The 26,798-nt window shown below is 43.9% G+C and carries 22 protein-coding genes; 3 read left to right on the forward strand and 19 right to left on the reverse strand.

Going from position 1 to position 26,798, the window contains the following annotated elements; translation table 11 throughout:
- Positions 1-31: 31 nt before the first annotated feature.
- The 3 genes from HMPREF0373_RS13695 to pdxR form a co-directional block, all read right to left on the reverse strand.
- Positions 32-1,003, reverse strand: a complete 972-nt coding sequence (locus HMPREF0373_RS13695; protein WP_044964584.1) for a carbohydrate kinase family protein — start codon at positions 1,001-1,003, stop codon at positions 32-34.
- Positions 1,004-1,227: 224 nt separating this feature from the next.
- Positions 1,228-2,253, reverse strand: a complete 1,026-nt coding sequence (locus HMPREF0373_RS13705; protein ID WP_044964587.1) for an asparaginase — start codon at positions 2,251-2,253, stop codon at positions 1,228-1,230.
- A 165-nt stretch (positions 2,254-2,418) separates the two neighbouring features.
- Positions 2,419-3,813 carry a MocR-like pyridoxine biosynthesis transcription factor PdxR gene (pdxR, locus tag HMPREF0373_RS13710; protein WP_021740359.1) on the reverse strand — a complete coding sequence of 465 codons (1,395 nt, stop codon included), beginning with the start codon at positions 3,811-3,813 and terminating at the stop codon, positions 2,419-2,421.
- 193 nt (positions 3,814-4,006) lie between these two features.
- Between pdxR and pdxS the strand changes: the two genes are divergently transcribed.
- A complete protein-coding gene (pdxS, locus tag HMPREF0373_RS13715; RefSeq protein ID WP_021740360.1) occupies positions 4,007-4,882 on the forward strand; it encodes a pyridoxal 5'-phosphate synthase lyase subunit PdxS in 876 nt (291 codons plus the stop codon).
- A 2-nt stretch (positions 4,883-4,884) separates the two neighbouring features.
- Complete coding sequence (pdxT, locus tag HMPREF0373_RS13720) at positions 4,885-5,484, forward strand: pyridoxal 5'-phosphate synthase glutaminase subunit PdxT (RefSeq protein ID WP_021740361.1); 600 nt, start codon at positions 4,885-4,887, stop codon at positions 5,482-5,484.
- A gap of 65 nt (positions 5,485-5,549) precedes the next feature.
- Here pdxT and HMPREF0373_RS13725 read toward each other — a convergent pair whose 3' ends face one another.
- From HMPREF0373_RS13725 to HMPREF0373_RS13800, 16 genes are all read right to left on the reverse strand, one after another.
- On the reverse strand, positions 5,550-7,817 hold the full coding sequence (locus tag HMPREF0373_RS13725) for an AMP-binding protein (protein WP_021740362.1): 2,268 nt from the start codon (positions 7,815-7,817) through the stop codon (positions 5,550-5,552).
- 155 nt (positions 7,818-7,972) lie between these two features.
- Positions 7,973-9,178, reverse strand: coding sequence for a mandelate racemase/muconate lactonizing enzyme family protein (locus HMPREF0373_RS13730; RefSeq protein ID WP_021740363.1), 1,206 nt, complete (start codon positions 9,176-9,178; stop codon positions 7,973-7,975).
- Between the two features lie 21 nt (positions 9,179-9,199).
- A complete protein-coding gene (locus HMPREF0373_RS13735; RefSeq protein WP_021740364.1) occupies positions 9,200-10,492 on the reverse strand; it encodes an SLC13 family permease in 1,293 nt (430 codons plus the stop codon).
- A 207-nt stretch (positions 10,493-10,699) separates the two neighbouring features.
- Complete coding sequence (locus HMPREF0373_RS16155) at positions 10,700-11,782, reverse strand: M23 family metallopeptidase (RefSeq protein WP_021740365.1); 1,083 nt, start codon at positions 11,780-11,782, stop codon at positions 10,700-10,702.
- A 106-nt stretch (positions 11,783-11,888) separates the two neighbouring features.
- Positions 11,889-12,116 (reverse strand): hypothetical protein, encoded by a 228-nt coding sequence (locus tag HMPREF0373_RS13745; protein WP_147597900.1) that lies wholly within the window; start codon positions 12,114-12,116, stop codon positions 11,889-11,891.
- Between the two features lie 41 nt (positions 12,117-12,157).
- Positions 12,158-12,907, reverse strand: a complete 750-nt coding sequence (locus HMPREF0373_RS13750) for an acyltransferase family protein (protein ID WP_044964593.1) — start codon at positions 12,905-12,907, stop codon at positions 12,158-12,160.
- Between the two features lie 411 nt (positions 12,908-13,318).
- Positions 13,319-14,980: a L,D-transpeptidase gene (locus HMPREF0373_RS17405; RefSeq protein ID WP_044964596.1), complete on the reverse strand. Its 1,662-nt coding sequence runs from the start codon at positions 14,978-14,980 to the stop codon at positions 13,319-13,321.
- Positions 14,981-15,083: 103 nt separating this feature from the next.
- Entirely contained in the window at positions 15,084-16,106 is a 1,023-nt protein-coding gene (locus tag HMPREF0373_RS13760; RefSeq protein WP_021740369.1) for an acyltransferase, read from the reverse strand.
- A gap of 12 nt (positions 16,107-16,118) precedes the next feature.
- On the reverse strand, positions 16,119-17,261 hold the full coding sequence (locus HMPREF0373_RS13765) for an acyltransferase family protein (RefSeq protein ID WP_021740370.1): 1,143 nt from the start codon (positions 17,259-17,261) through the stop codon (positions 16,119-16,121).
- A gap of 23 nt (positions 17,262-17,284) precedes the next feature.
- Positions 17,285-18,406: a glycosyltransferase gene (locus HMPREF0373_RS13770; RefSeq protein ID WP_022035095.1), complete on the reverse strand. Its 1,122-nt coding sequence runs from the start codon at positions 18,404-18,406 to the stop codon at positions 17,285-17,287.
- Positions 18,407-18,419: 13 nt separating this feature from the next.
- Complete coding sequence (locus HMPREF0373_RS13775; protein ID WP_021740372.1) at positions 18,420-19,295, reverse strand: glycosyltransferase family 2 protein; 876 nt, start codon at positions 19,293-19,295, stop codon at positions 18,420-18,422.
- Between the two features lie 18 nt (positions 19,296-19,313).
- Positions 19,314-20,063 (reverse strand): DUF4422 domain-containing protein, encoded by a 750-nt coding sequence (locus HMPREF0373_RS13780; RefSeq protein ID WP_022035097.1) that lies wholly within the window; start codon positions 20,061-20,063, stop codon positions 19,314-19,316.
- 184 nt (positions 20,064-20,247) lie between these two features.
- Positions 20,248-21,690 (reverse strand): hypothetical protein, encoded by a 1,443-nt coding sequence (locus HMPREF0373_RS13785; protein ID WP_044964599.1) that lies wholly within the window; start codon positions 21,688-21,690, stop codon positions 20,248-20,250.
- A gap of 13 nt (positions 21,691-21,703) precedes the next feature.
- Positions 21,704-23,161: a flippase gene (locus HMPREF0373_RS13790; RefSeq protein WP_044964602.1), complete on the reverse strand. Its 1,458-nt coding sequence runs from the start codon at positions 23,159-23,161 to the stop codon at positions 21,704-21,706.
- Between the two features lie 30 nt (positions 23,162-23,191).
- On the reverse strand, positions 23,192-24,400 hold the full coding sequence (locus HMPREF0373_RS13795; RefSeq protein ID WP_021740376.1) for a hypothetical protein: 1,209 nt from the start codon (positions 24,398-24,400) through the stop codon (positions 23,192-23,194).
- 9 nt (positions 24,401-24,409) lie between these two features.
- Entirely contained in the window at positions 24,410-25,195 is a 786-nt protein-coding gene (locus HMPREF0373_RS13800) for a DUF4422 domain-containing protein (protein WP_044964605.1), read from the reverse strand.
- A 523-nt stretch (positions 25,196-25,718) separates the two neighbouring features.
- On the opposite strand from HMPREF0373_RS13800, the gene HMPREF0373_RS13805 reads away from it, so the two are divergent.
- Positions 25,719-26,798, forward strand: coding sequence for an ABC transporter substrate-binding protein (locus tag HMPREF0373_RS13805; RefSeq protein ID WP_021740378.1), 1,080 nt, complete (start codon positions 25,719-25,721; stop codon positions 26,796-26,798).

The following is a 26,798-nucleotide window of genomic DNA, read 5'->3' on the forward strand; positions in this document are numbered from 1 at the left end:
GCAATCGGCTGCTACAACCGCTCACCAGAGTTTAACTTAATTTTTCTGCTAACATCTGCTCCACTTCCTCTTTGGTCGGGATTGCCGGAATTCCACCACGTTTCTGCACACAGAGTGCTGCAGTTGCGTTTCCACATACGGCACAATGGTGAATTTCTTCCCATGTCAAAGATTCAATTGGTTTTTCCAATGATAAATATGCACTTAACGTACCGCCCCAGAAAGAATCACCTGCACCAGTTGTATCTACAGATTGTACAGAGAATCCTTTCATGCGCTCTTTTTTCTCTTTGGTCGCCATCAGTACACCTTCGCTGCCAAGAGTTACTGCAATGAGTTTCGGTCCCATCGCAAGCAGTTTGTCTGCTGCGGCTTCATAGGTTGTCTCCCCGGTAAGAAGCAGGCTTTCCTCATCGGATACTTTCATGACATCTGCATAAGAAATCATGGATTTCATATTTTCAGCTGCTTCTGTTTCACTGCTCCACAGAGTTGCACGATAATTCGGATCATAAGAGATCAATGCACCTGCTTCTTTTGCACAGGTTACTGCCGCTACGGTCGCATCCTTTGCCGGCTGGTCTGTCAGGGACAGGGAACCAAAATGAAAAATTCTACAGTTTTGCAAAAGTTCTTTGTCCAGTTCATCCGCACGCAGTTGTGTGTCTGCACCCGGTTTTCTCGCAAAGGAAAATTCACGCTCACCATTTTCATCAATGGCTACAAATGCCAGTGTTGTGAAATAATGATCATCTTCCATCAGGTTAGAAACACCAATATTTTCTTTTTCCAGAGTCTTTTTCAAAAATGCACCATGCATATCTTTTCCAACTTTTCCGATAAATTCTGTCCGATACCCCATATGGCTGGCAACCGTCAGCAGATTTGCCGGAGCTCCACCTGGATTCTGTTCAAACAAACGCATACCATCTGCGCCTGTTCCAGCTTCTGTAAAATCAATCAATAATTCGCCAAGTGCTGCAATATCAATGTTTTTTTCCATATTTCCAATCCTCCACATTCTACAATGATGCTGCGACGTTCTCACTCATAATTTTCTTTATCATACCACACAGAAATTTCAAAGAAAACTGTTTTTGCCAATCATTCATTCGTCCATTCATCTTTATCGGTATCGTTTCGCGATCTTTTTCTGCATTTATAATATATAGCAGATTATCATTAAAATGCTTTTTCGCTAATTCTCTTTTATGTGATTCTTGTTTTTTAGCGAAATTCTCCTTCCATGCGCTTCGTAAACAGAATATCATGGTTCACCAGCCGGTAAAAATCCCGCTTCATTTCCTCAAAGGTCTGATCTCCCATTCCCATAAGCCACATCATTTTTGTAATCGTTGCTTCCAGCGTCATATCATAAGCTTCCAGTATTTTGAAATCCAATTTTACCTTTTTCCCTACTTCATACACCGTCATATTGCTGCCCTCATTGGCCACCTGCGTCGTCATGACAAGGATTTTCCCCTTATCTTTCCACTTGTTCATCTGCGTATAAAATTCATCCAGCAGTGACTCCGGTATTCCACCCACACCAAAACTCTCTACCACCAGACAGTCATACCGTTCAAACAGATATGGCAAAATATCCGGCTGCATGCCCGGAATCAGTTTCAGCACATAGACGCTGTTTTTCATCTCATAGTAGAACCGCACCGGTCCGGTATATGGCATTTCTGTGATATAGCGCACGAGCATGCCATCCTGGATCACCGCCTGATATGGGAAATTAATGCTGCAAAATGCATTGTAGCTTTTCGCCCGCTCTTTTCTGGCTCTCGTTCCGACAATGACTTTCCCGTCAAACACAATGTTGACATCCTGTGAATCGTTATCAGAGGCATAGATGAAACTGTCCAGCAGGTTTGTTTTTGCGTCTGTCACGTCCATCTCAATCGGCTTTTGTGCTCCGGTAATAACAATCGGTTTCCTGGAATTCTGGATCATATAAGACAGTGCGGCTGCTGTGTACGCCAGCGTATCCGTGCCATGACAGATGACAAATCCGTCATACCTGTCATAATTTTCCTGCACGGTCTTTGCCAGCAGTTTCCAGTGCTCCGGTGTCACATTCGTGCTGTCCAGATTGCATACTTGCAGGGAATCTACCTCACAGATTTTACTGACTGCCGGAATATAATTTAAAATATCTTCTGCGGAAAGGCCGGGCGCCAGTCCATATTCTGTCTGCTTGGAGGCAATGGTGCCTCCGGTTCCTATCATCAATATGTTTTTCATATGTATATTTTCCTGTTTATTCTTTGTTTTATTATATCGTTTTATTTTACCATAACTCAAATAAAATAAAAATACTCTGACCGAGTGAAAATCAATCATCTTTCAAACAATCAGAGTATCTTTTTATCTGAACATCTGCAATTTTTATACCTCTTCCTACCCTATTTATATCAACCGGTAAATTTTGTCACAGGCTGCCGGTATTTTTTCCAAATCTACGCTGGAATAATTAATAATAAAATAATGCTCCCGGCTGTTTTCTGCTGTCAGAAAATATTCTGACAGCGGACGCATTTTTATTCCCTGCTGCTTTAATTGTTCCGAAAGGCACTGATCTGACAATTCAGTCTGCAAATGCAGCAGGAAATGTAATCCGGAATCATTTTCAATAATCCGGCATTTTTCCTTCAGAGAACTGTGCTCGATCGCCTCGATCAGCTTTTTCCGCTGTCTGCTGTAAAAAAGCCGCATCCGGTTGATATGTTTTTCAAAATACCCCTGATTAATAAAGGCTGCCAGCGTATACTGCTCAAAATTTGACACCGTACAGGAATAAAATGAAAGCTGCCGGTAAAATTGATTCGCCAGATGTACTGGCAGGATCATGTAACTGATACGGATCGTCGGCGTCAATGATTTGGAAAATGTATTCATATAAATCACTTTTTCACAGGCATCCATACTGAAAAGTGTCGGCAACGGCTTTCCATTTGGACGAAATTCACTGTCATAATCATCCTCAATGATATAGCGCCCATTTTTTTCATTGGCCCAGGCCAATACTTCATATCTTCGGTGCGCAGGCATGGTAATCCCACTTGGGAAATGATGACCCGGGCTGATATGTGCAATGTCAGCTCCTGATTTTCGCAACCCTTCTACGGTAATCCCGTCCTCGTCCATGTCCGCATAGCGACAAATGATCTGATGCTGCTGATAAATCTGTACCAGTTTTTTATATCCCGGATTTTCAATACAATATTCCCTGTTATTTCCAAGCAACTGCACCAGCATACCATACAAATACTCGGTTCCGGCTCCCATGACGATCTGATTCGCATCCACCAGCATCCCCCGGAAAGACTTCAGATACTCTGCAATGGCTTTTCTCAGTTCATAAATTCCGCCTGTGGGAGAAACTTTCATCAGTTCCCTGCTGCGAGTGGACATTGCTTCCCTCAGTAGTTTCGCCCAGACAGAAAATGGAAAACGTTCCGAATCTACCTTATTACCCGACAGATCAATGTCATATTTCACCGGTTCCGCCGGCACACGGATATCCAGTGAAATATGACTCTCCTTCGGAATCCGTTTTATTTCTTCGATATCCGACACATAATACCCTTTCTTTGGAATGGTATATATATAACCCTCACTGATCAACTGGTCATAAGCATTCTGAATCGTTATGGTACTAATGCCATTGTGGGTCGCAAAAGTCCGTTTGGATGGCAGCTTCTCCCCCGGCTGTAAAACCCCCTCTATAATATCGTGTTTCATACATTGATACACCTGCTCATAAAGCGGTACATTATTATGTTCAAAGACATATGTCAGCATAGCTTCTCCTCCTGTCTGACATCTGTTTTTTTATCAGTTTGATTATTTTTTTATAACCAGTTCCATTATATAATAGGCATCAGCAAAAGGCAATCACAACGATACAAATTACTCAGACAGCATAACGATCACAGACTGTACGGATTGCAGAAGCAAAAAAAGATTTAATTAAAATGAATGGAGGATTTTACAAATGGACAAAAAACAGTATGAATTAAACAAAGGCCTGGCTCAGATGTTAAAAGGCGGTGTCATCATGGATGTTACCACACCGGAACAGGCAAAGATTGCAGAAGCCGCCGGTGCCTGCGCTGTCATGGCTCTGGAGCGTATCCCGGCAGATATCCGCGCCGCCGGTGGTGTTTCCCGCATGAGTGACCCGAAAATGATCAAAGGGATTCAGGAAGCAGTCAGCATTCCGGTCATGGCAAAATGCCGTATCGGACATTTCGTAGAAGCGCAGCTGCTGCAGGCGATCGAGATTGATTATATTGATGAATCCGAAGTACTGTCTCCGGCAGATGATGTATATCATATTGATAAGACACAGTTCCAGGTTCCTTTCGTCTGTGGTGCGAGAGATCTCGGGGAAGCGCTCCGCCGTATCAATGAGGGGGCGTCCATGATCCGTACCAAAGGAGAACCTGGTACCGGTGATGTCGTTCAGGCTGTCCGTCACATGCGGAAAATGAATGCGGATATCCGTCGCATCACTTCCATGCGCACAGATGAACTTTTCGAGGAAGCAAAACAGCTTCAGGTTCCATATGAACTGGTACTGTATGTACACGAAAACGGCAAACTTCCGGTCGTAAACTTTGCAGCCGGCGGCGTAGCAACTCCGGCCGATGCAGCTCTGATGATGCAGCTTGGCGCAGAAGGTGTCTTTGTCGGCTCAGGAATCTTCAAATCCGGCAATCCTGCCAAACGTGCATCCGCCATCGTCCAGGCAGTTACCAACTATACGGATGCCAAACTCATTGCAGAACTGTCCGAGGATCTCGGGGAAGCGATGGTGGGTATCAACCCGAGTGAAATTCAGATCATTATGGAAGAGCGGGGTAAATAGAAATGACCATCGGCGTACTTGCCGTACAGGGTGCTTTCATCGAGCATGAACAGATGCTGGTAAAGCTCGGTATCCCCTGTATCGAAATAGGGAAAAAAGAAGATCTGTCCGGTATCGACGGAATCATTCTCCCCGGCGGCGAGAGCACCGTTCAGGGACAGCTGCTGGAGAAACTGGATATGAAGGAACCTCTGCGAGCCATGATCAAAAATGGTCTTCCGGTACTGGCCACCTGTGCAGGTCTGATCCTGCTTGCAGAGAATATCGGTGAAAAAGAAGCGCCGCATCTTGGAACTATGCCGGTCACGGTCAGACGGAATGCCTACGGCAGACAGCTTTCCAGTTTTATGACCACGGCTGATGTCAAAGGTATCGAAGACTATCCGATGGTTTTTATCCGGGCGCCGTATATTACAGATGTTAAAAATACAGATGATACAAATATGGCAGACACAGACTCCGTAACGATTCTGTCCGAAGTAGACGGACACATCGTAGCAGCCCAGTATCAGAACCAGATCGGGCTGGCATTTCACCCGGAGATGACGGATGATACCCGGATCCATCAGTATTTTATTGAACTTGTGCAATCCTGTCATTAATTAAATTCATAAAAAGTGAGAAGTACAGACATGTAATCCTCTGCTGCTTCTCACTTTTGGTATATTTATTTTTCTGAGATTATCTCCTGTTTTTGTACGGAATCATCTAATGGTTTATACTGTAATCCATTGCTACCAAGATATAAAATCTCATTTAAAAGTTCATTTCTCGAATTCACATTCATTTTCCGATAAATATTCTTAATGTGAAAATTTACCGTATTTACACTGATTCCCATTGCATCTGCAATATCTTTATACATAATGCCTTTGCACAGATACCGCATAACTTCAATCTCTTTCCTGGAAAGACGCTGCTGAAGATCCCCAAAGTTTATCTCTTCCTCGGGCTGCTGCCGGGATATAAAATGCGCCACAAACTCATTCTCTGTACTCAGGCGAACAGATCGGATCTGTAACAGCAAAGGCATCTGACTGTCTTTAAAATAACAGGCAAAGGATGTTGTCACTTCCTCTTTCCCGCTGTACTTCAACTGATAAATATTTTCTTTCAAATGATCCAGCAAGCTGCTGGTTTGAAGCAGATTCACATCTTCGCATTCTATCATTGTATGTAACGCACTGTTCATATAATATATCGTGTCATTCAAATTCGAAAGTGCCGTTCCCGTCTCTGAAAAATCCATCGTACTTTGCAGCATGAGCTGTCTGGTCTGGATTTCCTGAAAAATACGCGCATTTAGAACCGCCAGATTTACATGATGGGACAGCTGTTTTAAAAGAGTGATCTCCCTGGAAGTAAATTTTCCTTTTTCCTTACTTTTTGCAAAAATTAATGTCCCATGCATCTGTGCATTTCTGGAAAATAATGGCAGATACAGAAAATCCAGGCCGGAAGAATACATAGCTTCCATCTCTTTTACGGTAAGTATTCTGCTCTCTTTCACCAGATATACTTCATGCTGATACGGATCTTCGAAAGCATCCTGATACCATGACTGATCCGCAACATTTTTCCATCCAGCAGATTCTATTTCAATCGGAAACAATTCAAATCCATACGCATCTGCATCTACAATGTGTGGTATAATCTCGAAGTAAAAATGTTTGATCTCATCTACATTCAGGGAAGCATGTATCAGCGCAAGCATATTCTGAAACATAGATTCTGCCGCCATATTCTGTGTCAGCAGCTGATTTCTCAACGGAATACTCACGTATTTTTTCCTTGCCATGGCCGGAAGAACATACATATCTCCACTACTTTGTCCCGGTATTTTTTTTCGGAAACCACTCAGATTGAAAAATCCATCCCTATCAAACCATCCCATATCCCCTGTTGATATCCAGTAGCCTAATCTATCGCCACCCAGATAGTTCTGACACTGATATGGAACGTGAATATATAATTCTCCTACTTCCGCTCCGCTGACCTCTTTTCCGTTTTCATCCTTTAATGCAACCTCTACGCACTCCAGAAAGGATCCTGTCGTAGGAATATGATGACGCACTCCGGCATTCTGGTGTATCTCCGGTCCCATCACCCCTATGGTACCGGCGGTTTCTGTCAAACCATAATCAGAATAAAACTGCAGATCCGGGTACAGTGCCTGCATCTGGATCAGGGTTTCCATCGGCATAGGCTCTTGACAATATCGCAATACACGCATAGACGAAAAATACTCCGTCCGAAAGGATTCATGGTAAATAATATTTGATAGGATTGACGACTTTAGGATCACATATGTAATCCGACGCTGCTGAAGTGTCTTTATCATCGCATCGATATCCTTATGTGGCGCAACAGTTACACTCTGATTCCTTAATACCATCCGAAGCAGTTCTTTGAATCCGAGGTAGCGCCAGACAGGTGTAAGCAGCAATGTTTCCATGTCCGGTTCATTTCTGTCATATTCATAGGCTTCCATACATCTCTGATATAAAATTTCATGGGAAATACACACATAGCGTTTCTGTCCGGATGTTCCTCCGGTACTGAAAATAATTTCTCCTTCTTCTTCCGTTTCTTTCAGGTTGTCTACATGAACCATGGAACATCCCCGAAAAGGCATACTGCCTGACATCTGAAGCAATTTCTGATTCTCCGCTTTTTCCTGCATGGTCATATTCGGAGGCAGCGGCAGATAGTATAAGTGCCGCTCAACAGCTGCCAGATAATATAATAACAGTTCTGCCGGATCTGATGTACTGACCGCAAGGACTTCCCTGTTATCTGATTTTGTAAGATGGGCACAGATCTGATCCAGCTGTCTTTCCAACTCGCCATAGGTATATTCCTTTCCCGCATCATACAAAATCTTTTTTTCGCTGTTATTTTCAGCCACCTGTCTGAAACATTCCACTGCATTCATTCCAACCTCTCCTTTTACAAAATTGTAATCTTTCCAGCCGAAAAAAACAATATTTCAATATACAAACAAACCAAAATAAGGCTCGGATAATCTGATATCTGAACCTTATTTCGGTTTCACTTCTGCAAATTGCCTGTATGCTAAATATGCTTATATCATTCTACGATCTCGCTATTCTCTACCTTGCTTTCATCTACATCGCAGCCAACTCCCACCACTTCCGGTGGATAGATTTTTCCATTCTGCGGTCTGGACGGATATTGCAGAAAATATTGAGATGCCTCGTTTATCGTCAACAGATATTCCGTCATTGGTACCACTGCAGGATTTGTTGCCGCCATGATATGTGCATTCACATTCGGAATACACTGATGCAGATACACTTTACGGTTAAATGCTCCCACCAGATTGATAATGCTCATGGTCTCTGTGATACCGCCACCCCAAGCCGGTTCCGGCTGATAGATATCGCAGGCATCCATTTCCAGCATTTGTCGGAATTTCCACCGGCTCGTGTCATGTTCTCCACCGGAGATCGCGATCGGACAGTCTCTTTTCAATCTTGCATACTCATCCATACGATCCGGCAGACACGGTTCCTCTAGCCATGCAATGTTCAGATGCTCTATCGCTTTTGCAAGTTCCATCGTATATTCGTAATCCCAGCAACATACCGCTTCTACTGCAATAAATTTGTCAGGTTCTATGCATGCACGGACTTTTTCTAATGTTTCACAGGTTTTCTTAATGCCTTCTCTGCCCTGAACTGGACCATATTTGGAATAAATCTTAACTCCAGGTGATCCTGCTTCCGTATGTTCTTTTAAAACAGGGAGCAAAATGTTATCATCATGGGGCAATCCAGCTGTATTTGTATATTCCGGTGCTCCATCACGGACTTTTCCTCCCAGAAGTTCATAAAGCGGCACCCCAAGTTTCTTACATTTGATATCCCACAGTGCAATTTCAGCATGACTGACCGCACGCGTCAGATCCCCGGCGGTCTGATCCAGTCCAATCCGATACATAATGTCATGCAGATACTCAATTCTCATAGGATCCTGTCCCATTAAAGTATGCTTTACATGGTTCAGAAGATAGTATGTAATTCCCGGGAACGTAATCGGACCAACCACACCGGTAATTCCTTCATCTGTTTCCACATACAGGAAATCCTGTACGATCTTTAAACCGCCTTCTGGATTCGGAACCGGAGTGATCGCCACTCTGCTGGCCGCACTGTGCCGGACAAAATCCGGATAAATATCCGTAGCATTTACAATGCAGGTATCCGAATAAGCTTCCACCGGTCCGGTATATTTGCTTTTTAAACGTCTGACATAAATATTTGTAATTTTCATTTCAACAATCCTCACATTTTGCTATCGTAAAATTCCAATTGCACACAATGCCACCATCATTCCCAGATTACACAATACAGCAATCAGTGACTGTATCATCATCTTCTGGAAACGGTCCTCACGCACAAAGGAAAGGAATACACCACCGCCGGTGGAAAATGGAGACATGCCCATTCCAATTGCCGGTACACAGACACAGGAAATCAATACTGCAGGATTGATCCCTGTTGCTGATGCAAGACTTACCACGATTGGAATCATCAATGGCATAACCACACTTGTACCATCGGAAAACAGACTCAGTATTCCGGATAATAATACAATGAGTATTGGAATCATTTTTACAGAAGTACCGGCTGATACAGCGTTTACGATCAGATCCGCAAGTCCTGCTGTCCGCATAACTCCCATCAGACAGGTCATTCCACCCAATAAAATAATGACACTCCACGGAATACTCTTTTTTATAACTTCACGTTCATTTCCACATTTAAAAATGGTCAGTGCGATCATACCAGCCGCATATACGAGCGATATATCCAGATTTGAAATCCGTGCCAGAACCGGATTCGGCACAAAGGTATTTATCACTGCCGGTACAAACAAGAACAGAATGCACACAAGAATAATAATCAGATTCTTTTTCTGTTCTGCCGTAGGTGCTTCCGGTTTTCTGATCAGTTCTTCTGGAAGTTTCATTTTCCAAAGCTTCAATACCACATAATAAACTGCAAAAATAATAAAGAATACAATCGTTGCCGTCCGGAAAACATGCATGATGATAACACTTGTATCAATACCTTCATCCACGGAGGATATCATACCGCCAAGCATGATACCAACCATTCCGATTGAGCACAACGTACCCGACATACCACCCGCATTGGAACCGATTGATAAAAACAGTTCATTTGTTTTGGCTGCGTAACACAGGGTAATAAAAATCGGGATCAGGAACATGTTTACGGCTGGCGGAGATACACCAATCGCAGATAATGCAAAATTCAGAAGCAGATACACGATCGGCAACGCCCAGGGAATCTTTCGTGTCCAGTAAATGACCAGTTTCGCAATATAATCAATAGTTCCATTTTCTACCGCAAATCCAAAGAATGCCGTTACAATAATAAGCTGTACGGTTGTTCGTGCCGGCCAGAATGCATAGATGTCAGATGCTTTCATGCCAAGACCGAATAACCCCAGAAGAAATGCAAACACAAGCGCTGCAATACCAACATTTGTTTTGAATTTCGTTCCCCATATCACCGAAACAGCAATAGCAATGAATCCGATAATAATAATAGTTGTATTCATTTCTATACCTCTTTCCTTATGTTTTGGATAGTTGAGCTCATCTATCTGTTATCTGTATTATACCTGCATCTCTTTTTGAAAAAAACTACATGAATATGTGGTTTTTTATTCCTATCAAAAAAAACTCTTACCGCCAGAGTTCTCTGACAGTAAGAGTTTTACGTTCTCTAAATCATCATCCTGTTACAGATGCTTCTATTCTTTTTTTTACGGCTGTACCATACTCAAAGGATCTACATATTCTCCATTTACTTTAAAGCGGAAATCCAGATGATTGCCGGTGGAACTTCCTGTGGTTCCGACATACGCGATAACCTGTCCCTGCTCCACATGATCGCCTTCTTCGACAGCCAGTGCGGAACAATGCAGATACATCGTCTCTACACCGTTTCCATGATCGATGGTGATATTATTTCCAAAGCTTGAACTGTAAGTTGCTTTTGTAACAACGCCGGAAGCGCTTGCCATAATATTTGTTCCTCCCGGTGCCGGAATATCAACTCCATCATGAAATTCTTTTCCGTGGAACGGGCAGATACGCTCGCCGAATGTATCACTTAATCTGGTGTAGCCGTCCAGTGGCCATATATACGCTTCCTGGGAAACCTGTCCGCCTTTTACCAGATACTGTTTTCCATCGATTTTTACATGACCGTTATAGGAAAAATCAATCTGACCGTTCCGTACATACCAGGTTCCGTTTTCATTGGCTGCAAGTCCGGTATAGTCAAAATCTACTCTGCCCCCCTGCAGATACCACCAGCCATATTCGTTGGCAGCCAGTCCGTTAAAATCAAAGTTTACTTTTCCACTCTCAATACGGAACCAGCCATACTCATTCTGCTCCAGACCGAAATGGTCAAAATCTACCATTCCTTCATGAATATACCACCAGCCATACTCATTTGCAGCAAGACCTGTATAATCAAAATCTACTTTACCACCGTTTAATTTCCACCAGCCATACGGATTTGCTTCCACACTCATGCTGTCAAAATTGACATCACCCTGCTCGATCCGCCACCATCCATAGATGTTCTGATCGATTCCGTAATAATCTTTGGCTATCTCGCCATCCACATACATGTGCCATTCACCGGTTTTGTCATCCAGCTGAAATCCATTCCTTGTTTCTTCCTTTTTCTCAGACTTCGCAGACTTTGTCGTTTTTGCTGTTTTTGCTGTTTTTGCTGTTTTTGCTGTACCTGCATAAGCCGGTGACACCAGCATCCCTGCTACTACAATACCAGCCAGCGCAGATGCCATTACTTTCTTTCCTGAAAAATTCATCTTTGCGGTAACCCCTCATTTTTAAATATCTTTTTTATTCACATTAATAAATATTATATAATTTCTTATGAATTTTTTCAAGATTTTTTAATAATTTCGTAAAGATTTACGCGTCCTGTTCCGGATAACAGCATAGTTTTTTTAACCCACGACCCAGTGCCCCAAACAATGGTTTTCCAATTTTTACCATCAGGTGCAGAATCAATGCCGCCACAAATATAATCAGGAACATGTTCCGTTTTTCTATCTCATATCCCCAGAAGCTGATGATCACCGCTTCATGGATACAGTAGATTGGAAGGCTGAGCGTCCCAAGCCATATCAGTGGCTGCAAGCGAATCCTTGCTGTCAGTGATTTTCCGGACAACATCAGACTCAACAGAAGGATAAAGCAGCCAATGAGCAGGCCATCCTGAGAAAATCCACTTGTACATGCAAAACACAGCACAAATGCCAGCAGAGACAATTCTGCCAGTGTAAGTAATGCTGTTCCAACCGATTTATAACGGTACCGTCTGATCCGTTCAGACAGAACGTAGATGAGTCCGCCTGCCAGCCATTTACGGTACCATCACAGATAATCAGGTATCCATATAGCAGCATCGGCAGAAAACTGATAAGCCACGGACCAATCTTCTTTCCCAGGTACAGATACAGATACATCATTACCGGCATAGCCACAAACATCGCACAGATATACCACAGGGCGCCACCCATGATATAAGAAGTCTGTACCGTGTCGGAAATAGGAACATCCGCCGGCATCATACCTGTTCCTGCCAGATAGAACAGATTTACCGGCAGATACAGGATCCATTTCACAAGTTCCATGCCTGTAAACTGATATTTCCAGGCAGAGATTATGCAGTCTGCCACAAATCCCACGGTCGTATACGGCAGTAAACGCTTGAATTTGTCGATCGTATACTGAATCGGATAGGTTGCCTTATTCTCAATCTTTCCTTCCATCCGCACCAGATGTTTGATGGCAAAATATCCGGACAGCATAAAGAAGAACTCCACAAAAATCCATCCGGTCGTAAATCTTCCGCCTGCATGATAGGAAAAAATGACATAACACGCTAGAAATCGGCACAACTCCACCATATTATTTTTCTTTTTCAAAACCTGTTTCTCCTCCGTCTCTTCTTTTTTAACCCTTGTTATACTTCTGTCACTCTTACAGTATACGCAGAAATTGGGGTGAATTCAAGTCGAACGCACGTGAGACTTGGTGCGTGATTCTGGTCAGCGAAAGCTGACATATTCTTTTCAGAATCACCGCACTCTACACTTCGTTTCGGTCGGCGCAAAACCATTGTCTCCCAGACAATGTGCGCCCTCGCGGAACGTTTATCTCAGTCGGAGATTGTACTCCCACTGAGAAAGACTTGTTATTACTCACCACTTGCAGAAGTGGGAGTCTTCTCGACTGAGATAAATAGGAAAAGCACCGGTATTACATCCGATGCTTTTCATTTTCTTCACCTATATCCAATGATGTGACTGTCAGAAATAGATTTTGCCGCTCCTTGCTTAATAAATTCTGACTCTTGTTCCGTTTGGAATCGTATCATAGATCCATTTTGCTTCATTGATCGCAAGTCTGACACATCCGTGGGACAGTTTCATGCCGAGACGTCCGTCCTGGATACTGCTCATACTTCCATGATTATAAATAACAGAATGGAAGAGATAATCTCCGTAGAACTGTGTATAATACCAGCAGGTATATGTATCGGTACCGAAGGATTTTCCACGACCGGTTACTTTGAAGTCGCCGGTTACGGTTGGTGTGGAATTTTTACCCGGTGTACAGGACAAGTTCTTCACTGCTGTCCAACAGCCGTTCTGACCGTAAAATACAACAGTTCTGCAGGCGTTGGTATCTGTCACGATCAGCCAGTTTGTATCACTATTCGCAGAAGCTGCCCTGGAAGCAATGGCACCGGAAACGCCCACCGGTACTAATTTACCGCCGGAGATCGTGCAATTCAGTCCCATCCACTGCACGGTTCCGCTGTAACCAAACTGAAGCTGTCCTCCGCGGAAATACCAGGAACCACTCTCATTCGGTGCGATTCCATTAAAAGTAAAATCAATTTTTCCACCGTTAAATTTCCACCAGCCCGCGGCATTGCCCGCCATGCCGTTAAATCCGAAATCCACCTGACCGTTGGTAAATTTCCACCAGCCTGCTTCGTTGGATCCGATTCCATTATAGTTAAAATCTACCAGTCCTCCGGCTACATACCACCAGCCGGCTTCGTTTTGTACCATTCCGGTGTAGTTGAAGTCTACCATGCCTCCGGTGATCTTCCACCAGCCGGCTTCGTTTTGTGCCAGTCCATTGTAGCCGAAATCGATGCAGCCATTCTGTAAGTACCACCAGCCGACTTCATTATTTGTAATGCCATGGAATCCGAAATCGACCATTCCGTTAGTTACTTTCCACCAGCCGGCTTCATTCGGTACCAGACCACTGTAAGAAAAGTTTATTTTTCCGCCCTGGACATACCACCAGCCATTTTCATTTTCAGCCAATCCAGTGTAATCGAAGTTGATTCTGCCGCCCTGGACACACCACCAGCCATTTTCATTCGGAATGAGACCGTTTGCCTCAAAGTTGACTTTTCCGCCTTCAATGCGCCACCAGCCGGCTTCATTTGCCTGGAATCCGACATAATCAAATGCAACTCCGCCACCACGGACATACCACCAGCCGTTTTCGTTATTAGCAAGTCCGAAATAGTCAAAGTTTACCCGTCCGTTTTCTACATACCACCAGCCGTATGTGTTCTCTGCCAGACCGGTATAAGATTCATCTACATCACCTTCGGTGAGATACCACCAGATACCATCAATCTCTTTTAAACCGGTAAAAGCTTCATCCTCTTTGCCGTCATCTTTGCCCGTATCGTCTTTGCCAGTATCTCCTTTACCGTCATCCTTGCCGGTATCTTCTTTTCCAGTATCTCCTTTACCGTCATCTTTTCCGGTGTCTTTGATTTCTCCCTGAATATCATCTGATGTTCCGGTTCCGGCAGTGCCATTTTCTGTTGCGGCAGCCTGTACCGTTACGGTTCCGTTCTGTACCGCAGCTGCATCTGTCACTTCTGATGCCATGGCCGGAGAAGCCAGTAATCCTGCTGTCAGAACAGCTGTCATAAGTCCGACACTGAGTTTTTTTAATTTCATGTTTTGTTCCTCCATTTACTTACATGTACACGCAGACTTTTTCTTTCACAATTCCGTGTACCTTTGCATTCCAATATCCCATTTCATATGATCTCACACCTGATCAGGATGGAATCGCTTTCCTGATGACCGGGATTATCTGCAGGATTCTGACTGTCACCGCGGAGATCAGGAAGATTGCAATCGTTCCAAAGATCCGGTACTTGATGCTGGTGATTGGAAATATCTGATAGATTGCCACCATCTGTACTAAATAGAAGTGTACCAGATATATACCAAAAGGCAACGATGAAAATGGTGCGGTCAGTTTTGCAAGGCAACCCAACGCTTTCTCATTTTTTATATTCTTAAAAAACAGAAATATTCCGGTAGAATACAGAATACACGGAACATTCCGATACTCCTTAAATGTTGTATCCACGGTTCCGTTCTTCAGGGACAGAATCTGTGTCCCCACAAGCATCAAGAGGAAACCTCCCAAGGCAGCGGCGTAGATAACGCAACGCCATTTTTTCGACAACTCATAATTATCGATCCAGTATCCCAGCAGCGTGTAGATCAGATATCCGCCCACAGCCGGCATTCCAAATCCCTCATTAAATTCAATATGCATCAGGTTGCATACAAGCGGTGCCAGTGCTTCCAAAACAAAATACACCAGGATCGCATAGCCAAAGATCCGCTTTCTGTACTTCTCCGGAATACAGGACAGGATCGGGATACACAGATATACGGAAAACAAAGCCGGGAAAAACCAGTAAATATCCACATATCTTGTATTCAGAATTCCATCCACCACTTCCCGGATGCCCTCCGGTCTTGCGTGATATACGATATAATACCAGATTGCAGAAATCACAGACCAAATCAGAAACGGAACGAGCGTTTTTCCAAATCTTTTTTTGAAAAATACCGCTGTGGTATAACGTTTTCTGTAATTCAGTAACGTTGCACCTGATATCATAAAGAAGATCGGCACTGCAAAATAGCAGATGCACTCTATAATATTTGCGGTGATCCAGTACCTGTCATAGCTGAACTGCCAGAAGCATCCGTTGACATGCATCGCCACTACAGCCAGACAGGCAATGACACCCAGTATCTGTATATATATTTTCTTTTTCATACAATTATCCTATCATGCACAGCTTTGTGCTTTTTTTGTCTGTATGGACCGCCGGATTTTTTTCCAGGCAGTCAGCACCAGCATCACTGCCAGAAATACGATAATATCTGCCACACAACGCCGCAGGGCCGTGTGGAACTGATGTCCTTCCACATGCCACACAGACTCCCAGTTGCCATCCAGAATGTGTACACACAGCAGATACAGAGAATTTCTGCCCAGGAACACGATTGGTTTTACCAGATGTTTTGCTTTGCAGAAAATAACACTGAGTTCGCTGATACACATCGTTCCTGCCACAGCTGTAATAAAACAGATCGGAAACAACGGATAGCGGCGGTTTGCCAGCTCCAGATAAATCCGTATTTCCCAGTCCGGCACGGTAATCATCAATGTCACGATCCAGATCACACCCCAGATCAGTGCCTTTTTCAATGGAGACTTCGTCAGATCCATCCGTTTCATCCGATAACCCCAGTAGAAAAACGGCATGATCGCCAGTGCGATATCAAGAGAAAACGGCAGCTGCATCAGCATCCCCCAGATCATTCCAATGGCACCTACGATCATGGATACCACCAGAATCTGGGAATCTTCCTTCATACTCAGATGGATATAGTCAAAAATCGCTCTTCCGATAAACAGCGCAAAGAAAAACCAGGCAATTCCGAAAGCGGCTACAGAAATCCCACTGTACTCCACGGAGGTACCACTGCCGATGATAAACGTATACAGTTTTTCCTGCCAGTATTCAAACTGTGTCAGCAATGTCGTATCCTGCACACACTCAATCACTGTCGCGATGGCAAATACGACCACCGCCGGAACCAGCAGATGCTTTGCTGCCTTTTTCTGCTTCATTTTATACTCTTCCAAAGAGTTGGAGCAGCGATATGTCAGAATCGACAGGATAAAAAACAATGGCATATGGAAGGAAAAAATCAAAGCCCGCACATCGCTTCCTGTTTTTCCGACGTCCGCCGTATGCCCCAGTATCGTTGCCAGGATTGCAATTCCTTTTGCAAAATCGATCCATTGGACTCTTCCCGTTTTCACGGCTGTCTTTGGTTCGGTTTTATTCAAGTCTATGTCCCCTCTTTCTACACCGGGCAGATTCGGAATGCTTCTTTCATCGAAAGCATTCGGAACTGCCATACTATGCTCCTTTGACTTCAGAATCAGGACAGATACATTTTCTCAATTTCATCTGCCGTAAACTGTACATCGTATCCATGAGAACGGATCTGCTCCGATGCATCCTCTCGTTCTTTTCCTTCATAGCTCAAAATTTTGTCTGCCCACTCGGATACATCTTCCTTCAGTTCCAGGAATGTCACAAGATCGGAGATTTCCAGTTCCTCAGATACGTTTACGGATGTAATGACCGGGAGACCTGCTGCCTGCGCCTCAACACCTACGATCGGCAATCCCTCATAACGGGACGGCAATACAAAGACATCCATGGCCTGCATATAGTCGTTGACATTATTTACCAGACCACAGAAACGGACGCTGTCTGTCAGATGCAGCTCCTCGATCTGTTTTTTCACATCCGGCTTGTTCTCACCGTCACCGATGAGCATCAGCACTGCGTGCTCATTCCGTTTTCTCACTTCCGCAAAAATACGGATCAGATACTCATGATTTTTCTGATAACTGAAACGACCCACATGTCCCAATACAAAAGCATCTTCCGGAATCGCAAGCTTGTTTCGGATCTCACGCTTCGTCTCTTCATTAAATGCAAACTTCTCCAGATCCACACCGTTTTTCAGAACTTTCAGTTTATGATCTACGATTGCCTTCGGGTATTTCCACTCACCGGCTACCACAGAGCAGGCACAGTAGTCCGTCGGTGCACTCATGATATATGGGTAAGATGCCATCCTGGTCAGACGGTATTTTAATGTCTTGTGCTCCGCTGCACAGTGGGAATGTACAATGATCTTCTTCACATGGTTTTTCTTTGCAAAATGTGCCATAATGCACAGAATAGAAATACTTCCGCTGTGAATATGCACCACATCATAAGGGTGCTCTTTGAAAAACGCATCGATCTTGTCATTGATATTGAAACGGCTCTTACCCGGCTCAAAGCTCAGCCCAAAGGTATAGATCGTTCCGCCGAAAGATTTTACGATATCCTCATAATAAGAGTTATCACAATAATAAGGGGTCAACATATCGATGGCCAGATGTTCATGATTGATATGCTGCACAATGTTGATTACAAAGGATTCCTGACCGCCATTGGAGATTGGCTCTCCAAACACTTCCAGTACACGCACTTTCTTTTCCATAGTTGTCTGCTCCTTATCTCTCATCTGATATATATTCGATGGATGGATTAAATGTTTTACCTTCTTTGGATGCGGACAGGATCAGTCTGATCTTTCTCTTCTTCTGGGAAGATTTCAAAAGAATCTTCGCAATATGATACCAGATCTTCAGCTGCTGATAAACTCTGCGCTTCCATCCTTCGTGCAATGCGATATACATCTCATTACGGTATGCATAACGATAACGGTCAATACGCTCATCATCGTACACGATGTTGGAACCCACATTATTCTTGGTATCATGCAGCACCTGGCTGTCTTCTACCAGGTAACTCGGCTCCCGCAGTGCGATCCTTCTCGTATATTCCACATCATCGCCCCAGATAAAGAATTCCTTGATCGGTAATCCGTAGGTTGCCACAGATTTGCGCGGAATAAACATAGATACAAAAGAAGACTGTACGATCTGTTTGTACTTGCCTTCTGCCATGCCGCCTTTATATTTCGGGGTATTCATCTCGCACCAGCTGCCGTCTTTCCACAGCACTTTTCCTGCCAGATAGCCATACATGCCGTTCAGGTCTTTGTCTGCCTGCAGGAACTTCTCCAGTGCATCCGGATGCGGATAAGTGTCATCGTCCATGATCCAGATCGCATCATAACCGGCCTCATAAGCACGTCGGATACCAAAGTTAAAGCCGCCGGCGCCTCCCAGGTTTTCTCCGGTATTTTCATAAAGGATCTGTCCTGCATCCATGTAATGACGAATCGTCTCTTCTGTACCGTCGGTACTTGCGTTGTCGATGATCAGGATATCCATCGGTGCATTGACCTGTGCCAGTAATGCTTCGATATTTTTTACTAAATATTCTTTTCGGTTAAATGTTACAACTACTGCTGCTATTTTCATATTGCTCCCAGTCCTTTCTTACCGCAGATGATATAACAGAACACGTTTGCAGGCGGTCAGGAAATTCTTGCCCGCAGACCAGTCTTCTTCTGTATTGACTACGCCAAGTTCACATACCTTCAGCTCATTCTGACGCACCCATACGTTCAGCAGACGTTCGCTGATGAAACCGTAGATACGCTTCTGATAATCATTGTATTCTGACAGATCTACCATTGGCTCCAGTTCATCAAAAATAGAAAACAACCACTGACAGTATGCGTTAAACTTCTCTCTGCTGCAGATCATCATATTGAACAGATACGCTTCCGTATCTGTCATGACCGAGTCAAAGGATCTCAGATAATCCGGACACTGGCGCTCAATGATTCCGCGCACACGGTCCATATCTTTTTTCAGACCGGAAATCTGGCAGAACTGCTCCAGCACGTTCGGCTCCATCTTCTGTTTAAACGGTAAAATAATATCATATTTTCCAAGCAGTTTTCGGATATCTTTGTCCGAAAGTTTTTTGCTCTTACTGAAAGATCTGGAAAACAGTCTTCTGTAATGCACAATGCCTACATAATCATCTTTCTGCAGATTTTTCCAGAGCCAGTACACACCGGTCAGCTCACAATAGTTTGCATTTTTCTCTGAAATATTGTCACCGGCATCGTCAAAACAGTCTCCGTATACATGGCCGCGGTAAGCGCCAACCAATAAGACTTTATAATTTTCCTGAGGAATCATGTTAAATTTTTTATGCGTGATCACATATACTGACATTTGATTGCTCCTTTTTCTTTCTCTCACGGTCACATCTGTGTGGTCCGTGTCATTTAAAGTGTAAAAATGCACCCTCTGACCAGGACACAAAATCCCGGTCAGAAGCCGCATTCTTCTCATTTTTCTTACCTCATTCTGAGATCCAGGTCAAACACACACGAATCCGGTGCGTGATCCTAATGTTTTATTCGGTTACGATCGCACCTGCAATCTGAATGTTCTGTAACTGGCAGAAGCCCAGTTCCTGTTCAAGAGTGTCATATGCAGATCTGCGGACCTGTGCGATCAGGACAGCCACTTCATATCCGGCCGCTTTTTCTCTTGCAGCCGCGCTGGATAAGATGTCTGTCTCTACAGTGGCCTCCACACCGGCCTCTCTCAGTTTTTTCACCAGTGTATCGATCCATGCGGTCTCTGTCACTTCCTCACTGGAAAGTAATAACAGCTTCTGAATCTGATTTCTGCTGCAATAACCGGTCACATCTGCACATACGATTGCTTCTTCCACAGAAAAGTCCACCGGTTTCTTTCCCCGAAGGTTGTCATACAGACGAAGCAGCATACTTTTCTTGTTTTTACCTTTTAAAGTTCCCATCAGCTGTACACCATACAGATAGGTCACATCTTTTTCGTTATTGATGGTTCCGCGCCAGATGTAAGTAATTACAATATAAAGGATTGCAAGAATAATCCCGATGCCCAGACCAAGCACTGCATATTTTTTACTGATATGCGCTTTTACAACTTCTTTTTTGGCAACATCTTTTTTATCTACTTTCTGCAGATTTTTTTCTACCAGTGCTACCTGATCTGCACTGAGTTTCTCTTTTAAAGAATCTACACGTTCCTTCATGGAAACAACACTATTGACACGGTCAATTTTATAAGTCCATAATCCCTGATCCACTACTTCCGCATAGCTCTGATCCACCAGGTTCAGTTCATGTGAACCGGTAGATTCCTGCAGTTTCTGCTCGAAATCACTCAGGCACTCCGGAATAACTGCTGCCAGTTCTTCGCAGGATTTCTGGTTTTTATGGATCACTCTGATTTCAAAGGTCAATGCCGGCGTATCTGTGATCACAGTACTGTCAGAATTTCCCTCATCTTTATCAGAATCTTTATCAGAATCTTTTTCAAAGTAAAGCAGCTCCGTCAGATACTGCAAATCCATATCGATACCGTGATTGATCATATCCTGTGCCAGACTGCCGTTTGTCACATAGTTATCATAGGCACTGAGCAGATCTTTGCTGAGCTGTTTGTCGCCGGTAATGATGCGGTACTGCAAAGTCACACGGCTCTCGTCATATGCATTGATCTGCATTAATACAGAATTGTCCAGATATGCCTGCTGCTCTTTCATATTGTCCTGAACAGCAATGACATTATTCACATCCGTCTGCTCTTTGTCGGTAAGTTTGATAGTCGTAGTCGTATCTTCACTGTTTGCAGCTTTCGCAGCTTTGCTGTCTTTGGCATATTTATAGCCACAGCATAACGCTGCAACAATGATACCAAGAATGATCACCAGTCCAATCCGGCGAAGGATTTCTTTCAACAGATCAGAAACGGTAACAATGCGTTCCTGATCCAGATTCGTATACTCTTTCTCTCTTTTCTCCATGTTTGCCTCCATCTTACTTTTTCAGGAATTTTTCTTTCATCTGACCAACCACTTCGTATACCAGCGGCTCTTTCATCAACAGAAGACCTCCGCCGTAAATGCCGAAAAACAGCAATGCGGTAATGACCAGAATCATAAAGCTGTTCGTTATCGGGAGCAGATGCACCAAAAGTGCCACAACCGTTCCAAGCACACAGGCCAGTACGATTTTTCCTGCTTTTATTTTTCTCATGATCTCCATCAGGAACTTCCACATTGCAATCGCCTGTACGATCAGTACCGCAAGTTCTGCAACCAGAGTTCCGATCGCTGCACCGGAACTTCCCATACTCGGAATCAGTACCAGGTTGATTGCAAAATCAACCACCGCTCCAACGATTTCCGAAACCAGTACGACATTCTCCCTGCCCTGTGGAATCAGAATCTGAATACCGGTGATATTCGTGAAGCCGATCAGAAATACCGTCGGCATGATGAGCTGCATCGGGATAATGGCCGGTATATAGTCCGCACCGGACAGCACCAGAATTGCTTCCCTTGCATAGATGATAAAGTAAACCACCAGTGGCAATGCCATCATCACAACAAGTTCCATGGCTTTCGCTGTCACCTTGCGGAACTCATCGTGACGTTTCTGCTCGATATAATATGAAACTCTTGGCAAAAGCACCGTTCCGATGGATGTTACCACACCAACCAGCACCGTTTTTACTTTAACGGCAGCTGTATAATAACCGGCAGCCTCATTGCCCTGCATAAACTTCAGCATAACCGTATCCAGATTTGTATAGATCGTCGTCGCTACAGACATTCCAAAGAAGATCAGGATTGGTTTCATATGATGTTTGAAATCATAATTACGCAGCGGTTTCAGCGTAATGTATTTTCTTACGTTAATAAAGTTCATCACGTTGGATGCGGATGCGGCAAAAATTGTTGTCACTCCGTAAAACAAATAATCGTCCTTTGTATGAATGCACACAAAGGTCAGCACCAGCGCAATGAATTTAAAGAAAAGGGAACGTTTTGTAATGTAGCTGTATTCCTCCAGTGCCTTATACAGCCACTCCATTCCGATAAGATTGAACACAATTGTTGTACTGCAGATGAGATACAACGTCTTGTCCTCTGCCATTTCCGGGATAAAAAACAATGCCCCGAAAAATACTCCGTATACGATCACTGACATGATCATATTAATGATAAAGATCTCCTGTGCCGTCCGGGACAGTTTCTCCTTATCATCCCTGACGATCGCACATGCACGGATACCGTAGGTAGGGATACCAAGCTGTGCAACCATTGCGAAATATGTCACCAGCGCCACAGCAGAGGAAACCCGCCCGGTTCCTGTCGGTGTCAGGATCCGCGATACATACGGGAATGTGATCAGTGGAAAGATCACAGCAGAGAGATTGAGGATTGCATTCATAATAAAATTGACTTTTACTGATTTGTTGTTTTTACTCATTCTCGTTATTCCTGTATTCATTCATTGTTGTTACTTTCTTGCCTTCAGCCTTACATGTGTGGTACGAAACCGCACACGCCGGTTCAGACGGTGGCCTTCCCGGTGGAACAGCGCACTTCTGCCACGCAGGCTGATATAAGTGATGCCGAAAAACGGCAGCGGATTGTATGCAAGATTCAGCAGACGAGGCTCTGTTATAGAAAATGCAGTAATCAGAAGCACTGCCGTCTGCAGATAAAAATCTTTTTCCTTTACGGCCATATACATAATATAAGTATATACAGCTATGATAATGACAAGCGGAATCAGACCGTTTTCCAACAAAATCTGCATGTAGGAGCAGTCTACATAATTATAAGCTCCTGCCGTTGCATTGTGGCTGAAACCAATCCACTCGATTTTTGTTCCGAGCAGAGAAAAGCCATAATCTCTCCATCCAAAGCATCCCAGTTCCAGTCGTCCGGAGAGCACACTGTTGATCTTCTGCCAACGAGCATCGGTCGGTATATAAAAAATCTGACATGCCACGGCAAGGATACAGAAAAATGCCGGTGCACCGATCAGAAGCCGGTTCTTGCGGATCCGATCCTTGCGGTTCTGCCAGTAGAAACGCATGACATAGACGTAAACCAGCAGCAATGTGGACAGATAAAAACTCATACGGGCATCGGTCAGTTTGTACAACCCGAAGTTTACTGCCTCCAGAATCACATACTCGATCAGATGTGCACGCTCTTCTCGCAAATAAATATAAAGAACCATAAAGTAAAAATAAAGGATCGCACCTGTTGTCGTCCATAAAAATCCAAGTCCGTGCCGCTGACGGGTAGACGCATCAAAGATATAATCCGGTATGATACCGATCTGTGACATGACCACGATTGACAGCAGCATCGCTCCCTGTATGATGCAGGTCAGCTTTACGATGGTTCTGACATTGACTTCCTTTGCAGCGAGAATCATGATCAGGTATAAAATGAACGTACTGTTGCCGGAGCAGACTACGGTTCCCACCGTGAGTACACCAAGGATTGCCACGCCCCAGATCTGTTTCTCCCGGTAACTGTCCTGCAGAATGAGCAGCGCTGCCAGGAAATAGCACAGGTAACGGACATACTTAAAGATAGAAGATGCCGCACCCATTTCCTCAAACGCAGTCTGTGACAGAAGCAATACGATCATATATACGGTGTAGATTATCAGAAAGAAACTTTCTCTTTTTGTTGTCCTGTATTGCATAATCCTCCCCTAAAAACTTCCTTCGTATTTCTTTTTCCCGAATTTTGCTTTCAGGAAGGCCATTCCTTTTTTCTTCCAGTCGATTTCTTCCATATGAATATAAGGAATCTCTTTGATTTCTTCTTTCTGATTCATCAGCCATACATTAAAGATGATCTCGCTGACTCTTCCGTAAAATCTTCCCTGGAAAAAGGAATATTCTCTGTCTCCCACACGGTTTTCCAGTTCAAACAGAATGTCAAACAGCCAGCTGCAATATGCGTCTGACAGAGATTTTTCCATTATATACATATTAAACATATATCCGCCGGTCTGCTTCATTACTTTGTCAAAGCTTTCCAGATAATCCGGATATTTTTCACTGATGATTTCTCTGGTAATATCAAGATGTTCCGCATAATGAGTATGCGCATAATGAGAATAAAGTGATTCGATATAGTAGTTCCGTCTCTTCGGAACAATGATCTTATACTTCGGAATCAGCTGTGCCAGCTCATCCCCGGTAAGTACACACTCCATCGGTGTATGACTTTTGCGGAAAGATCTGCTCTTCATGGAAAAGTGACGGCGGTAATGTGCCAGTCCAAGATAATCACAGTCCAGATTTTTCCACGCCCAGTACAGTCCGGTCAGCTCACAGTAGCTCGGATTTTTTGCGGAAATATTGTCTCCGGTATTATCCGGCTGATATGGCAATGCATCTTTTCCTTCCCTGCCGACATGTACCGGCAGATAAATGTCATCCTGAGGCATATCATACATTTTATGTGTTGCAATAATTATTTTCGCATTCATCAGCATTTACTCCTTTTCCCGCCGGCTGCCTGCATCTGCCCTGCCGGCTATTCAAAATTCAGGTTCAGTCCACGACTGAGGTGAATGGAAACCAAATAGTCTGTTTTCCTACATGCAGATAAGCCATGGAACTCTTCCACAGCAATTTTTCTGTACGCAAACAGACTACTTTTGTCAAATTGATTTTGGTGTCAAAAGACCCATATCCTGATTACATTTTACAGGTCTCATTCACTTTATCATCTTTCCTGTTAATTTACAAGAAATATTTCCTTAATAAATTATTTAGGATTGGTTGACATCCCAAAATCTGTGCTGTATGATACCAGCTGGACAATGTCAGCCCTGGAAGTATATCGGAATACTGTTATGCATTTTTAGCGCCTGCCACCGGCAGATGTTTTTCTGATTTTCACTTCACAGGCATTTTTTATCAGGAGGAAAACTTTGTCAGTGCCACTCTGATGGTTATCAGAAATCTATCCATGCCGTGGATAAGAACAGAAAGAGAGGGAAATGAAGAATGAAAAAAGATTATTTAAAGAAACTTGCAGCTCTGTCTGTGGCTGCCGCTATGGTATTTTCCATGGCTGCCTGCGGAAACACCGGCACAGGCAACAATGCAGGAAATGCTTCTGAAAGTTCTTCCGCTGCTGCGGAAAACACTTCCAAAAAGGATAACAAAAAGCTGACAAAAATCACATTCTGCCTGGACGGGACACCGAACACCAACCACACCGGTCTGTATGTGGCACAGCAGTTGGGATACTATGAGCAGGAAGGTCTGGACGTTCAGATCGTACAGCCGCCAGAGGACGGTGCTGCTCTGATGTGTTCCGCAGGTCAGGCTCAGTTTGCCATTGCGGCACAGGACACTATGGCAGCATCCCTGGACTCTGATGCTCCGCTTAATATCACAGCTGTTGCTGCTGTATTACAGCATAACACATCCGGCATCATGTCCCGTAAAGGTGACGGCATTGATACACCGGCCGGCATGACAGGCAAGACTTACTCCACTTGGGAATCTCCAATCGAGCTTGCTACTCTGGAGACAGTTGTCAACGAGGATGGCGGTGATTTCAGCAAAGTAAAACTGATTCCGAACGACATCACAGACGAACCGGCTGCACTGGCTGCTCATCAGACAGATGCCATCTGGGTGTTCTACGGCTGGGGTGGTATCAACGCAAAACAGGAAAATACAGACTGTGATTTCTTCTTCTTTAAAGATATCAACCCGGTATTTGATTACTACACACCGGTGATCATTGCAAACAATACATTCTTACAGGAGCATCCGGATATTGCAAAGAAATTCCTGGAAGCAACACAGAAAGGTTATGAATATGCAATCCAGAATCCGGTAGATGCAGCAAACATGCTGCTTGCAGGTGACAACACCGGTTCCCTGAAAGGTTCTGAAGAGCTGGTTCAGGCTTCCCAGCAGTATATTTCCGATCAGTATATTGCAGATGCAGCCAAATGGGGCTTCATTGATGCAGACCGCTGGAATGCATTTTACAGCTGGCTGGCAGAAAATAATCTGACATCCACAGATCTGACCGGCAAAGGATTTACAAACGACTATCTTGGAAATTAA

It is taken from the genome of Eubacterium ramulus ATCC 29099 (genome assembly GCF_000469345.1).
In the GTDB taxonomy this organism is placed as follows: Bacteria; Bacillota; Clostridia; order Lachnospirales; family Lachnospiraceae; genus Eubacterium_I; species Eubacterium_I ramulus.